Here is a 12,651-nt window from a genome sequence, read left to right as displayed (position 1 = left end):
ACCCTGACATGGCGTCCGTAAATGCCTCCCACGATGATGAAGAAGATGCCGCCGTCGACAGCATCAATATCACCCCGCTGGTCGATGTGCTGATGGTGGTGCTGGTGATGTTCATTCTTACCGCCACGGCGCAGGTTTCCGGGATTCAGATCAACCTGCCCAAGGCCAGCGCCTCGGTGTCGCTGTCGGAAGCCAAGACCAAGGCGATTTCGGTCAACGACGGCGGCCAGGTGTTTCTTGATGCCTATCCGGTGACCTTGGCCGAACTGGAAGAACGCCTGCGCATCGAGAAAGCGCAGAGTCCGGATTTTCCTGTGATCGTGCGCGGTGACGCGACCGTGCAATACCAGAAAGTCATTGAGGTGCTGGATCTGTTGCGCCGGCTCGAACTGTCGCAAGTCGGTCTCGTGACCGGCAAACCGAGCCAGGGCTGAGCCATGACTGCACAACTCCCGATCGAGCCGCCGCCCGTGAAAAAGTCGCCGTTGCGCTATGTGAAATGGGGCGCCGGATTGCTGATCGGTGTGCTCGCCGCGTGGTTCCTCTGGCAGTGGGCCAACGATATGAGCGGTATCCGCCGTGAAGCGCCGAAGGTGCCGACGATCATTCCGCTGCCGCCACCACCGCCTCCGCCGCCGGAGAAACCGCCGGAGCCGGAAACCCCGGTGGAAGAAAAAGTCGTCGAGCCCGAGCCAACGCCTGAACCGCAAGAGGTCAAGCCTGAAGAAGAGGCGCCGCCATCGCCGGCGGATGATCTGGCCAACCCGATGCAAATGGACGGCGATGCGCAAAGTGGCAACGACGCGTTCAACATCGGCGCGGGCAAGGGCGGCGGCATGGCCGGTGCTGGCGGCGGGCGTCTGGGTACGGGCACGTACAGCCAGTTTCTGGCGTTCACCTTTCAGCGTTTGCTGCGCGAAAACCCCGACCTGCGCAATCTCGCGTTTTCGCTGCAAGCGGATGTGTGGCTGAGCAGCGTCGGCGAGATCACCCGCGTCGAGCTGATCAAGTCCAGCGGCAATCCGCAAATCGATACCCAAGTGCTGGCCGCGTTACGCGGCGCGCCGGCCCTCAGCGAACGGCCTCCGGCCTCCATTACTTTGCCTGTGCGCTTGTCCCTGCAAGGGCGACGTCCGGGTTAATTCATTTATTCGAGCTTTGGCAAAAGGAGTTGTGTGCAGATGATTTCCAACGTGAATCGATTGTCCCTGGCGGTCGGCATGGTCATTGCGACCCTGGTCGGTCAGGCCGTGGCAGCGCCTGCGCCCTCGGAAAACGCCACGATCAATCTGATCCGCTTGCTGGTCGAGCAGGGCATTCTGAAACAGGACAAGGCTGACGCGCTGATCGCTCAGGCGCAGAACGAAGCGGCGCAGGCGAAACAGGCTGCGGCGTCTACCGCCGTGGCGGCCGGGCCGGTCGCGGCGCCGGGCGATGTACGCGTGCAATATGTGCCAGCGGCGGTGCGTGACCAGATCCGCGATCAGGTCAAAGCCGAAGTCATGGCCACCGCCAAACAGGAAAACTGGGCGGCGCCCAACAGCTTCCCGGAATGGGCTGCGCGCATCAGCTTCGACGGCGACATCCGCTTGCGCGACGAATCGCGTTATTACTCGGGCAACAACAGCAACGAAATCGTCGACTTCGCCAAGCTCAACAACAACGGCCCGTACGACGTCAACCCCAACAGCAGCACCAGCCTGCCGCCGTTGCTCAATACCCGCGAAGACCGCGAAAACCTGTTCCGCCTGCGCGCCCGGCTGGGCATGAAAGCGGTGATATCGCCCGAGTGGACCGCCGGTATCCGCATCGGCACCGGCTCGGACAACAACCCGGTTTCGACCACGCAAAACCTCGGCGGCGGTTTCGCCAAGAAAGACATCTGGCTCGATCAGGGCTATCTGAGCTGGAAGCCGATGGATGAATTGACGCTGACGGGCGGGCGCTTCGCCAACCCGTTCATGTCCACCGACATGCTCTATTCCAACGACTTGAACTTCGACGGTGTGGCAGCGATTTTCGACCACAAGCTCAACCACGATTGGGGCGTGTTCGGCACGGTCGGCGCGTTCCCGGTCGATTACACCAACGACAGCGCCAGCAGCAATGGCTTCGATAAGGAAGAGAGCGACAACAAGTGGCTGTACGGCGCGCAACTCGGCGCGAAATGGGCGATCAACAGTAACAACCGCTTGAAAGGTGCGCTGGCTTACTACCGCTTCGACGACATTCAGGGCCAGCGCTCCAGCCCTTGCGAGCCGTGGGCCGGTGCGCCGGGCTGCGACAGCGACGGCACGCGCGCGGCGTTCATGCAGAAGGGCAATAGCGTGTTCCTGCTGCGCGATATCACGCCAAACCCGCTTAACCCGACCACGACGCCACAGCCGCAATTCGTTGGCCTCGCGTCCGAATTCAACCTGCTCGATCTCAACGTGGTCTGGGATGCCGATCTGCCGCAGGACTTCAAACTGCGCAGCCAGGGCAACTACATCCACAACCTCAGCTACGACGAAGGCGAGATGCGCAAGCGCTCGGCCGGGCAGATCGTCAACAACCTCGACAGCAATGGCGACATCGAAAGCGGCGCCAACGCGTGGATGGTGCAGTTCACCCTCGGCAACGCGCTGGACCTCAAACGCAAGGGCGACTGGAACCTGTTCGCCGGCTACAAGTACATCCAGCCGGACGCCTTGCCGGACGGCTTCAACGACTCGTCATTCCACCTCGGCGGCACCAACGCCAAGGGCTATTTCATGGGCGGCAACTATGGCCTGGCGAAAAACGTTTCGGCCACCGGGCGCTGGATGAGTACCGAGGCGGTGTATGGCGCGCCGTTCGACATTGACGTCTTGCAGCTTGAGATCAACACGCGCTTTTAAGCGCCGGGAGAGGTTATGAAAAACCGCTTGTTAGGGCTCGGACTCGGCCTGTTGATCGCCACCGGGGCGAGCGCCGAAGGCATGGAAGAACGCTTGCGCACGCAATTGCGCAGCACCGCCCAACAGTTGCAGGCCCTGCAAAGCCAGCAGGCCCAGGCCAGCGCCGCGCAATTGGCGGCGCAAAACGAGGCCAAGGCTGCCCAGGCGCAAATCAAACAACTGACGGCCGAGCTGGCTAAAGCCAAAGGCCTCGCCGAGCAACTGGCCGGGCAACAACAGAGCCTGCACAGCCAGGCCCAGGCGCAAGTCGCGGCCAGTGCCGAGCAGACCGGCAAGTTCAAAAAGGCCTATGACGAATTGCTGGTCCTCGCTCGCGCCAAAGAGGCCGAGCGCTCGAAGCTGCAAGCGCAACTGGCTGAACGTGACACACAAGTGCAGCAATGTTCAGTCAAGAATCAGCAAATGTACGGCGTCGCCAAGCAGATCCTCACGGCCTACGAAAACATTGATGTCGCCGAGGTGATGAAAATACGCCAGCCCTTTGCCGGTAGCGCCCGGGTCAAATTCGAAGAGCTGGCCCAAGGCTTTGGCGACGAGCTTTACAAGACGCAATTCGACGCGCCGCAAGCTGCGCTCGCTCACTGATGAACAAGGAAGCAGTCATGACTCAATTGATCACCCACGTTTCACCGCAATCGCTGACCGATGTGCTGCAAGCCGCCGGTTATCGCGTCAACCCGAGTGAGCAGAACGGCATCGTCCAGTTGCTCAGCGCCAGTCAGGGCATTGGCTACGCCGTACGTTTCGGTAATGCGGCGGTGGAGCAGGGCAGTTACGTCGATTTCACGTTCAGTTGCGCGCTGCGCGTGCAAGGTGAGTTGCCGCAGGGGGTGGCCGAACAGTGGAACGCCACGCGGCGCTTTGCGCGGCTGTCGTTGCAAGGCGAGTTTCTGGTCATGGAAATGGACGTGGTGGTGGCTGCGGGTGTGAGCAACGATCACCTACGTGGCAATCTGGAGTTGTGGGATCGCCTGTTGCAGGAATTCATCGTTTACCTGCGCGACTTCAGCCAGGCCCCGGCGGCGCAGGCGGCGAAAGTTGTCGTTACTGAAGAAGAGGAAGTGGCGCTGTGAAAAAGCCTGCCATGGTAGTCAGCGCTGCCGCCGTGGTGCTGTTGGTGGTGGCCGTGGCGCTGGTGCTGCGACCTGGAAGTGATCCGGTCGCTGCCCAGCAACCGTCGTCGGCAGCCGCGATTGCGAGCGGGCCAGCGGTGGCACGACTGGGCAATCAACAGGTCTCGCCTGAAGAGTTGCAGGCGTTGCTTGCTGCGGTCCCGCAGCAGACCCGCGAGCAACTGCGCGGCAACCGTGAGGCGCTGGAGCGCTGGATTCGCACACGTCTGGCCGAGAAAGCCGTGTTGGAGCAGGCGGACGCGCAGGGCTGGGCGCAGCGGCCCGACATCGCCCGGCAGACCCGTGCGGCGACCGAGCAGATCGTGTTTCGTGATTATTTGCGCTCGGTGAGTCAGGTGCCGGCGGAGTATCCAAGTGCGGCCGAGTTGCAGCAGGCGTATGACGCCGGCAAGGCCAACTGGCAGACGCCGGCGCTGTACCGGGTCAGTCAGATTTTCCTCGGCGTCAGTGAGGCTTCGAATGTGGAAACGGTGCGCAAACAAGCGCTTGAGTTGAGCAAGAAAGCCCAGTCAGCACCGGGCGAATTTGCAGCGCTCGCTACGCAATATTCGCAGGATCGCGTGACGGCAGAGCGGGGTGGTGATACCGGCCTGCAACCGTTGCAGCAACTGGTGCCAGAAGTGCGCGGCGCGGTGGCGCGGCTCAAGGTTGGCGCCGTCTCCGATCCCGTACAAAGCACTGCCGGATTCCACATCATCAAACTCACCGAGCAACAACCGGCGCGCACTGCGACGCTGGACGAACTGCGCGACCAACTGACCCAGGCCTTGCGTGCGCAACGTCAGGAGCAGATCGCCCAGGCCTACCTCGACGGCATGCTCAACACCGCCACGCTGAGCATCGATGGTGCTGAGCTCAACAAAATTCTTGAGGAAAAACCCTGATCCCAGCCCCCACACAAATCCCCCTGTAGGAGTGAGCCTGCTCGCGATAGCAGAGTGTCAGGTTTAGTGATGTCGACTGAAACACCGCTATCGCGAGCAGGCTCACTCCTACAAGGGAATTGTGTAAAGACAACCACATAGATCGACAGGGAGTCATCGATGTCATTCACCGAACCCGCAGGACGCGCCAACACCGGCGATTACCGCTCGCCGCCCAACAAACCTGAACCCTGGCTCACCCGGGCCGCGACCATCGACAACGAAGTCGCGCAATACTTCCTGGTCAGCGCCCGCTGCGGCTGCTTCATGCAAGCGGCGCGCAGCCTCAACGTACGCTCGACCCTGCTGCGCAAACAACTGGCGCAACTCGAACAGCAACTGCAACACAGTCTGTTCAGCTTCCAGGGCAGCGCCCTCAGCCTGACCCGCGAAGGCCAGCAGCTACAGGCGAAACTGATCGCCTTGGCCCACGAACGCAAACTGCCAGTGGTCGAGCAGCCACTGATTCGCCTGGCCGTCGCCGAATCGATCCTCCACGACATCCTCGGTCGCGACCTCATCGCATTGCTGCGCCGCAACGCCAGCGTGCGCCTGGAAATCATCGCGCTGGACAGCGAACTGTCGCTACGCGCCGTCAGCGCCGACGTCGTCCTCTGGCTGGCTCACGGCGAAACCCCACAACCCGGCCCGACCTTCGCCACCAGCGAACCTCAACAACTCGCGCGTCTCGACTATCTGCCCCACATCGCCAAACGCTACTCCCGCGTCACCGCCCGCCCCGAAACCACCGACGACCTTGCCGATTTCATGCTGGTGCAATGGCAGCATGATCGGCAGATCGATAGTTTTCGCCCGTGGAATGAATTGGTCGAACAGCGTCTGGCGGGTGTGGTGCAGATGCAGTCGTATGAGTTTATGCTGGAGATGATTCGGTGTGGCGCGTGCATTGGGTTGTTGCCGGCGTATATGAGTCGGTTTGACCGTGGCTTGAGCGCGCTGCCGGGGCTGTTCGAAGAACCGATGCAATTGCAGGCATGGCTTGCCGTCAACGCCGATTCGCAACACCTGCCTGAAGCCCGGATGCTCAGCGACGTTATCCACCACACCTTTTCCGAGCGTCAAGAATGGTTCCTGCCCTGACCCGTTTCCATTGTGGAAATGAACCTGCTGAAGGCATCGACACATCCAACACTGCGCTGCCTGGCCCACCGCCATCGCGAGGAGGCTAGCTCCCACTGGTCTGCTTTTGTTGCGGCGTAAAGTTTGTTCAGTGGTTCGTCTGTGGAGGCCGATGACACCCCAATGCACCGCAACGCTGTGGACCGGGCACTTGGCGGCAGGGCCTTAATAAACGGGCGCTCTGGAGCTTGTTTCTTTTTGTCAGACAAGAAATTCGGCTCGTTTATAAGGTGTTCTGACAAGTAATCCAGTATACGTACAGTTGATAAGCATATCTCTCCAAGTATGGGTAATAAAGTTGTATCTCAATGCTGTTAAACATACTGTTGTTCGGCATTGGAATGAACGTCTCGCGTTCGGCGCCGCTTCCAAAGGCAACAAGCTCGAATTTATGGACGATACTGCGCTGATTCATAAAGTTGATATGTCCTAACACTCTGTCCCTGAGGAGTGGACCGCCGTTTTCGGGTAATCCATTAATGTTGTAGGATAAAGTAAGCGCTTTGAATGTTCTGTCTTTTAAATCAAACAAGGTTTTGTCTTCACCTATTCCCCTGCTGTGCCTGTTGAACATGAGTAACGAATCGCCACCGTGCCCCTCTCGTTGGGTGCCGTTAACATTTATCCATGTCAGATTGGCTTCGCCTATATCGTATATTCGACCATATTCAAAGAGACGTGGGCCAAAGTTATGGATCTCGATTGCAGCCAAGCTCAAAATAGTTAGGTGGCGGATCTCGGAGTACACCGGAGAGAGGTGATACAGAGATTTTGCATACAATCTTCGTGCGCCCACTTCGAGAGTGATCGTACGCTCCCATTCACCTGTTGCCGAGGCTGTGGCCACGCCCTTGGAAACCGCGCTCGGACCGTTTCCATCAAAAATCTCGACTCTCTGGCCCAGGCTCGCGGTGCCTTTGAGGTTCAGGGTCGTGCTGACGGTGGTTTGACCCTCGGGAACTTCAACGTTTTTGTCGTCAAGCACGTAGCTCAAGGTAGGGACGACAACTGCCGTCACGGTCAGCGTCCTGGCGGCCGACACCGGATTGCTCCCATACAAAGCTTTGGCGGTAAAGCTGTGTGCCGCCACAGCCAGGGCAGTGACGGGCAGCGTCCAGACGCCGGTGGTGGCAAGTGCCGTTGCCTGACCTTTGGAGACATTGCCGTCAAAGACTTCGACTTTCTGTCCCTTGGCCGCAACGCCGCTCAGGGTTACGGCCGTTTCCACCGTGACCCCGCCTTGAGGAATTTCGGCCTCGTTTGTCGAACCGGTGATCTTGCCGATTTCCGGTTTCACATCTTCAACAGTCTTGACGATGTACGTGCGCAGCGGAAAACTCACCGCCTCGCCCTCCACCGCGCTACCCCCAAGCCCCGCCTTGAATATCACCGTCAACTCGCTGCCGTCTTGCAGCTTCTGCAGATCAATGAGCGGAATCGAATACGTCCAAAAGCCTTGTCTGATCCACGTCGCGTTGGTTTGTGCGCGGGGCGGTTCCCAGAATATTACGTCGTAGACACCGCCATCCTTCTTGGTGCCTTTCACCTGCGACCAGACAGGCTGCCCCAGCGCAATATGCGGCCAGCTATTCACTTGCACGGTGGCGGCGGCGGTCAACAGACTGACGTCCAGCTCTCGTCCTTCGCCGCCGTCCGACGCTTGCAGAATCAGCGGTTTGTCCAGATAACGATTATCCAGCGGCAGCACCACCAACGTCAGCGCTTGCGACGGCGGTGACGGCTTACTGTCTCGGGTCACGATGTAGGTTATCTCCACCGTTTTGCCGAGGTTGAAGGCGATGACCGGCACATGCAGCGGTATGTGCTGCGGTCCGAGCGCGGTCACCGTCCATGGCGTGGTGGTGTGCGAGCCGCCGGCGGGTGTGCCAGCGGCGCCAGTGAAAATGACGGTGATTTTGTCATGGAGGCGCAGGCCGCCAGGGGCAACCACCGCGGTCAGTTCGGTCTGCGCGTTGATCGGGTCGAGGCTGGTGCCGTTCGGCGCTTCCTTGATACCGGGTGCGGTGAGATCCAGCGCTACCCCAACACTGAACTCCAGCGGCTCGGCATAACTCGTCCCGCCCGCCGTGCGCTTGATTTGGTACCGGACGATCACCTTTCCGCCTTCATTGTCCTTGATCAGCTTGGCTTCGATGTTGAACGGTACTTCCTTGCCGGCGGTGAACTCGTTCAGCTTGATCGAGTCGGTGTACTCACCGGTGAGCGAACCAATCCAGAACATGAAGACTTCGTCGCCGGCGACCGTTTCGGTGTACGGCACGGTCAAGGTGGTGCCGGCAGTGTCGGGGGCAGGACGCCGTCCACCACGCCGGCCACCACCGGTTCAGGCAGTTCCAGGCGCGGTTTGCCGACTTGCAGGATCTCGGTGTGAATCGACTCGCGAACGGCCCGGGTGGCCTCGAACGGGTCCAGTGTAGCGAGCACCGCAGCGGCGACCAGTTGCTGGTAATAGAACTCGGCCGTGCCACCGTTGACCGGGGCCAGATGCTTGCCGTCAATCTTGTACTGCAACGGTTTCGCCTCGACGATGTCGTTGTAGGTGATGGGGCGCCTTGGCAGGTCAGGCAGGTAGGGCTTGAGGCCTGGCGTAGTGCCGAGCATGACCGGTTTGAGGACCTGGCCTTCGACAAAGGATTTGTCGAAGGGAATCTCGAGACTGATTTGCAGCAGTGTCGGGTCCAGCGCCCCGGAGTTCTCGTCCAGCATGATCGGCGCGGCCAGCCGCTGGATTTCGCCGATGGCACGGATGAACTGGCTTTTGGAGCGTAAATCGACAGAGGCATCGGCTTTTTCCAGGCGGTAGGACAAGGTGATCTGCGACTTGGCCAACTGGCGCAGCACGGCGTTGGGCGCCATGATTTCCATAACGCTCGGCACACTTTCCAGTTCCACGCCTGCTGATGGTTCCCAATCAATCGGCGGCCCTTCGACGGGCGTGCCCTTGATCCTGATGAATACAAGGTCACCGACCTCGAACTTGTTCTTATCCATGGCGATAATCTGCACGGTGCCATTGGCGTCGCCCAGCTTGTCGACGTCCAGTACATTGTTCAGCGTTTCCTTGAGCAACGGCGCGTCCGCCCGAGTCGCATCCACCGCCACCGGCACACGCTGCTCGGGGCTCCAGTCCTCGGAGCGGTTGAGCACGCAGTCGTATACCTCGAACACCACGGCCACGCCGGGAGTCCGCATCACCGGCCTCGCGGATGACGGCTTCGGTGATGGTCACGATGATCGGCGCTTTGCCTTCAGCCTGTTCCTGGGTCAGCGCCTCACTGAACACGAAAATGCCACCCCAGCTGATGCGAATAACATCGCCCGCCGCGGCAAAGGGATAAGGCGGCGTGCCATCGTTGTTGCCGACGGTGATCGGCACGCCCTCGGCCACGTTGTCCTGGTCGATACCGCCGTCAACAATCTCTTGGGGCATCGTCATGATCAGCTTGGAATGCCCGCTGTCATCGTTGTCATCGTGCCCGCCCGGGCGAGTGAGCTTGAGCTGCACCTGCATGACTTCGGACGGTTGATCCGTGCCGCCCAAGGGCTTGACCGTATAGGACACCGCGAACAGGCCATCGACCATGTGTCGGGAAGGTACGAACATACGGAGCTGCGTGTTGACCTCGGTCTTGTCGACGGTTTCAACCCACACGTTTTGCCCGGTGCCCAAATAGAGGGTCAATGTGTCGCCAACCGCCATGTTCGCCCACGGACCCGCCTGGCACAGCAGACCATTAAGTGGAAAGTTGCCCAGCGCGGCCGCGATGTTGATGCCCCAGATTTTCACCGGAGTTTCCGCTACCGGGCCGGTGCGACCGGGGATATCGAGTTCCGCGAGGACGAGAGGCTCGCTGGGGCTGGACATGGCGCTGACTCCGTGCGGGAAAGTGACGGAGTGAGTTAACGCGTATTGGAGAGCTTGCGCACCTGTCAGATCTGACAGGTGCGGGCTTGAATCCGACGGGTGGCGCTTGTTTTGAGTTGTGCTTGTTAGAAACACGGAGTCAGTGCCGGCCCCTTCGCGAGCAGGCTCGCTCCCACAGGGGGTCTTTAGCGATCACAGGTTTTGTGTCCGTCAAGGACCAAATGTGGGAGCGAGCCTGCTCGCGAAGAGGCCGGCACGGCCACCGCCTGATTCAGCCGGCCGACATCACCCCGGCAACTCCGGATTATCCAGTACCCGGTTCGTGGATTGGATGTGGGTTCAGTAGAAGCCACATTTTTAATCTCGCCAGACTCAATACCTCCTGTTTAGAGTGATCGGCCACACCCCGATCACGGATAGATCCTCATGCCAGACCCGAACCCCGCCATCCACCTCGAACGTTTCAACGAATCCCATCTCGAGGGCATTACCGCGCTGTACAACGACCCCGCGGTAGCGCGGCAAGTGTTGCAGATGCCGTTCCAGTCCACTGAAGTCTGGCGGCAACGCCTGCTGGCGGACAACGAACGCTCGGTGAAGCTGGTGGCGCTGCATCAGGGTGTGGTGATTGGTAATCTGGGGCTGGAAGCGCACTCGCGGATGCGCCGGGCGCACGCCGGTAGTTTCGGCATGGCCGTCGCCGTGGCGTGGCAGGGCAAAGGCGTGGGTTCGAAGCTGTTGGCGGCGGCGCTGGATGTCGCCGACAACTGGATGAATCTGCACCGCGTCGAACTCACGGTGTATGCCGATAACGAGGCGGCTATCGGACTTTATCGCAAGTTCGGCTTTGAGACCGAAGGCCTGTTTCGCGATTACGCGGTGCGCGACGGGCAGTGGGTCGACACCCTGAGCATGGCCCGTCTGCGCGGTTCGTCGAAGGCCTGACTCAGTCGCCCAAGGCGAACGCCACCGCCGACTGCGCATGCAGTTCGGTGGTGTCGAGCAGAGGCACGGCGCTGTGTTCGGGTTTGATCAGCAGGCCGATTTCCGTGCAGCCGAGAATGATCGCCTGGGCACCGCGTGCGGTGAGGGATTCGATCACCCGCTGATAGATTTGCCGCGACTGATCGCTGATCACCCCGACGCAAAGTTCGTCGTAAATGATTCGGTGCACGTCCTTGCGCTCGGCTTCTTCCGGCACCAATACCGTCAAACCCTGGGCGATCAGGCGCTGTTTGAGGAAGTCTTGCTCCATGGTGAATGCGGTGCCTAGCAAGCCGACCGTATGCGCATTGATCGCCAATGCAGCCTGAGCCGCCGGTTCGGCAATGTGCAGAAACGGAATACTGATCGCCGCCTGAATCTGCTCGGCGACCTTGTGCATTGTGTTGGTACACAGCACCACGCATTCGGCGCCGCCGGCTTCGAGCCTGCGTGCAGCATCGACCAGGATCGCCGCCGCGTCGTCCCAGCGCCCGGCGTGCTGGGCCTGTTCCACCGGGCCGAAGTCGACGCTGTGCATCAGCAATTGCGCCGAGCGCAACGGCCCGAGACGATCACGAACCTGCTGGTTGATCAGGCGATAATACTCGGCGCTGGACTCCCAGCTCATGCCGCCGATAAGGCCGATGGTGCGCATGCTGTGCTCCTCAGGGTTGATCAGGGAGGTGAGTGTCCTTTGTATAGGGTGTCGCGATCCAGCGAAAAATTACCGATGCCGGTCTCGCGCATCTGCCATGCTGGGTGTCCGCAGTACTCTTCAGGGAACACCGCAATGAACGACGTACAGCAACTGGGCGAAATGCTTCGCCACTATGCCGAGAGCGAAGCGCACAAGAAGCAACTGTTCGAGACGCAATCGGCGACATGGACCACGCGTATCGCCGCGTTGTTCGGCGATATTCAGCAATGGCTGGAGCCCGTGCAGGCACCGCATCTGCTCGAGGTGACTCGTGAAGCCTATGTGGCGTTCGGGCCGAGTACACCGGTGGAAACCTCGACCTTCAAGACTGAGAAACTGAGCATTGTGATTGCCGGCAAGCCGGTGGAGTTCGTGCCGGATGTGATGGGCAGTGCGGGGCAGATTTCGCTGGCGGTGATGGGGCTGACGGCGGCGCGCTACGGCAGTATCTCGCTGGTGGGCCTGGCGGATGGCGGATGGCAGTGGCGCAAGACCAATGGCCTCAAGGATCCGGATACGTTTGTGTTTGACGCGAACTTCCTCGCTCAGCAACTGCAAAGCCTGATCCCTAGAGACCGTACCTGAATCTGAAGGGTTGCCCAAAAAACTGTAGGAGTGAGCCTGCTCGCGATATCGGTGTGTCAGCACCAAAGATGTTGACTGACACACCGATATCGCGAGCAGGCTCACTCCTACACAGCAATTGTGGGGAGGTTACATATCGAGGTTGATCCATCCCGGTCTGGCTTCTTCCGGCGCCACCGCGTTCACCGTTTTCCCCGTCGCCAACTCCACCCGCCGCGCCACCTCCGGGTCATCGGCAAAGGGCACCATGCTCGCTTCATCCAGACTGTCCGCGGTTTCGCGACGCAGGCAGTACTCCACCGCCAGCCACAAAAACACCACGCCCAGCACATCGAACACAACCTCAACCATGACCGACTCCCGT

Annotated in this window: 13 protein-coding genes; 9 read left to right on the top strand and 4 right to left on the bottom strand. The window is 60.2% G+C overall.

What is annotated here, in order from left to right; translation table 11 throughout:
- The first annotated feature begins 8 nt into the window (after positions 1–8).
- The 7 genes from HU739_RS05155 to HU739_RS05125 all read left to right on the top strand — a co-directional run bounded on the left by HU739_RS05155 (position 9) and on the right by HU739_RS05125 (position 6,096).
- Positions 9–434 (top strand): ExbD/TolR family protein, encoded by a 426-nt coding sequence (locus HU739_RS05155; protein ID WP_186551381.1) that lies wholly within the window; start codon positions 9–11, stop codon positions 432–434.
- A gap of 3 nt (positions 435–437) precedes the next feature.
- Positions 438–1,142 carry an energy transducer TonB family protein gene (locus tag HU739_RS05150; RefSeq protein ID WP_186551382.1) on the top strand — a complete coding sequence of 235 codons (705 nt, stop codon included), beginning with the start codon at positions 438–440 and terminating at the stop codon, positions 1,140–1,142.
- A gap of 39 nt (positions 1,143–1,181) precedes the next feature.
- Positions 1,182–2,879 (top strand): putative porin, encoded by a 1,698-nt coding sequence (locus HU739_RS05145; protein WP_186551383.1) that lies wholly within the window; start codon positions 1,182–1,184, stop codon positions 2,877–2,879.
- 15 nt (positions 2,880–2,894) lie between these two features.
- Complete coding sequence (locus tag HU739_RS05140; RefSeq protein ID WP_186551384.1) at positions 2,895–3,524, top strand: DNA repair protein; 630 nt, start codon at positions 2,895–2,897, stop codon at positions 3,522–3,524.
- 17 nt (positions 3,525–3,541) lie between these two features.
- A complete protein-coding gene (locus HU739_RS05135; RefSeq protein WP_186551385.1) occupies positions 3,542–4,012 on the top strand; it encodes a YbjN domain-containing protein in 471 nt (156 codons plus the stop codon).
- Positions 4,009–4,956 carry a peptidylprolyl isomerase gene (locus HU739_RS05130; RefSeq protein WP_186551386.1) on the top strand — a complete coding sequence of 316 codons (948 nt, stop codon included), beginning with the start codon at positions 4,009–4,011 and terminating at the stop codon, positions 4,954–4,956. The genes HU739_RS05135 and HU739_RS05130 overlap by 4 nt, the downstream gene beginning before the upstream one ends.
- 159 nt (positions 4,957–5,115) lie before the next feature.
- A complete protein-coding gene (locus tag HU739_RS05125) occupies positions 5,116–6,096 on the top strand; it encodes a LysR family transcriptional regulator (protein WP_186552633.1) in 981 nt (326 codons plus the stop codon).
- Between the two features lie 262 nt (positions 6,097–6,358).
- Here the strand turns inward: HU739_RS05125 and HU739_RS05120 are convergent, their stop codons facing one another.
- Together HU739_RS05120 and HU739_RS05115 are read right to left on the bottom strand one after the other, a co-directional pair.
- The gene (locus tag HU739_RS05120; protein WP_217844303.1) at positions 6,359–8,422 is read right to left on the bottom strand and encodes a hypothetical protein; all 2,064 of its coding nucleotides are present in this window, start codon (positions 8,420–8,422) and stop codon (positions 6,359–6,361) included.
- Entirely contained in the window at positions 8,419–9,303 is an 885-nt protein-coding gene (locus HU739_RS05115) for a hypothetical protein (protein WP_217844302.1), read from the bottom strand. The genes HU739_RS05120 and HU739_RS05115 overlap by 4 nt, the downstream gene beginning before the upstream one ends.
- 1,144 nt (positions 9,304–10,447) lie before the next feature.
- Between HU739_RS05115 and HU739_RS05110 the strand changes: the two genes are divergently transcribed.
- Positions 10,448–10,966: a GNAT family N-acetyltransferase gene (locus tag HU739_RS05110; protein ID WP_186552327.1), complete on the top strand. Its 519-nt coding sequence runs from the start codon at positions 10,448–10,450 to the stop codon at positions 10,964–10,966.
- Position 10,967: 1 nt separating this feature from the next.
- Here HU739_RS05110 and HU739_RS05105 read toward each other — a convergent pair whose 3' ends face one another.
- Positions 10,968–11,660 carry an aspartate/glutamate racemase family protein gene (locus HU739_RS05105; RefSeq protein WP_186552326.1) on the bottom strand — a complete coding sequence of 231 codons (693 nt, stop codon included), beginning with the start codon at positions 11,658–11,660 and terminating at the stop codon, positions 10,968–10,970.
- A 135-nt stretch (positions 11,661–11,795) separates the two neighbouring features.
- On the opposite strand from HU739_RS05105, the gene HU739_RS05100 reads away from it, so the two are divergent.
- The gene (locus HU739_RS05100; protein WP_186552325.1) at positions 11,796–12,287 is read left to right on the top strand and encodes a hypothetical protein; all 492 of its coding nucleotides are present in this window, start codon (positions 11,796–11,798) and stop codon (positions 12,285–12,287) included.
- A gap of 129 nt (positions 12,288–12,416) precedes the next feature.
- On the opposite strand, the gene HU739_RS05095 is transcribed toward HU739_RS05100, so the two are convergent.
- Entirely contained in the window at positions 12,417–12,638 is a 222-nt protein-coding gene (locus HU739_RS05095; protein ID WP_186552324.1) for a cbb3-type cytochrome c oxidase subunit 3, read from the bottom strand.
- Positions 12,639–12,651 lie beyond the last annotated feature (13 nt).

It is taken from the genome of Pseudomonas hamedanensis, assembly GCF_014268595.2.
Taxonomy (GTDB): Bacteria; Pseudomonadota; Gammaproteobacteria; order Pseudomonadales; family Pseudomonadaceae; genus Aquipseudomonas; species Aquipseudomonas hamedanensis.
The sequence above is the reverse complement of the archived record's forward strand: the minus strand, read 5'-3'. Positions and strand labels throughout refer to the sequence as shown.

Bases quoted from the DNA above. Each gene is read 5' to 3' on its own strand.
- HU739_RS05155 (WP_186551381.1), top strand. From the start codon at position 9: ATGGCGTCCGTAAATGCCTCCCACGATGATGAAGAAGATGCCGCCGTC.
- HU739_RS05150 (WP_186551382.1), top strand. From the start codon at position 438: ATGACTGCACAACTCCCGATCGAGCCGCCGCCCGTGAAAAAGTCGCCG.
- HU739_RS05145 (WP_186551383.1), top strand. From the start codon at position 1,182: ATGATTTCCAACGTGAATCGATTGTCCCTGGCGGTCGGCATGGTCATT.
- HU739_RS05140 (WP_186551384.1), top strand. From the start codon at position 2,895: ATGAAAAACCGCTTGTTAGGGCTCGGACTCGGCCTGTTGATCGCCACC.
- HU739_RS05135 (WP_186551385.1), top strand. From the start codon at position 3,542: ATGACTCAATTGATCACCCACGTTTCACCGCAATCGCTGACCGATGTG.
- HU739_RS05125 (WP_186552633.1), top strand. From the start codon at position 5,116: ATGTCATTCACCGAACCCGCAGGACGCGCCAACACCGGCGATTACCGC.
- HU739_RS05110 (WP_186552327.1), top strand. From the start codon at position 10,448: ATGCCAGACCCGAACCCCGCCATCCACCTCGAACGTTTCAACGAATCC.
- HU739_RS05105 (WP_186552326.1), bottom strand. From the start codon at position 11,660: ATGCGCACCATCGGCCTTATCGGCGGCATGAGCTGGGAGTCCAGCGCC.
- HU739_RS05100 (WP_186552325.1), top strand. From the start codon at position 11,796: ATGAACGACGTACAGCAACTGGGCGAAATGCTTCGCCACTATGCCGAG.
- HU739_RS05095 (WP_186552324.1), bottom strand. From the start codon at position 12,638: ATGGTTGAGGTTGTGTTCGATGTGCTGGGCGTGGTGTTTTTGTGGCTG.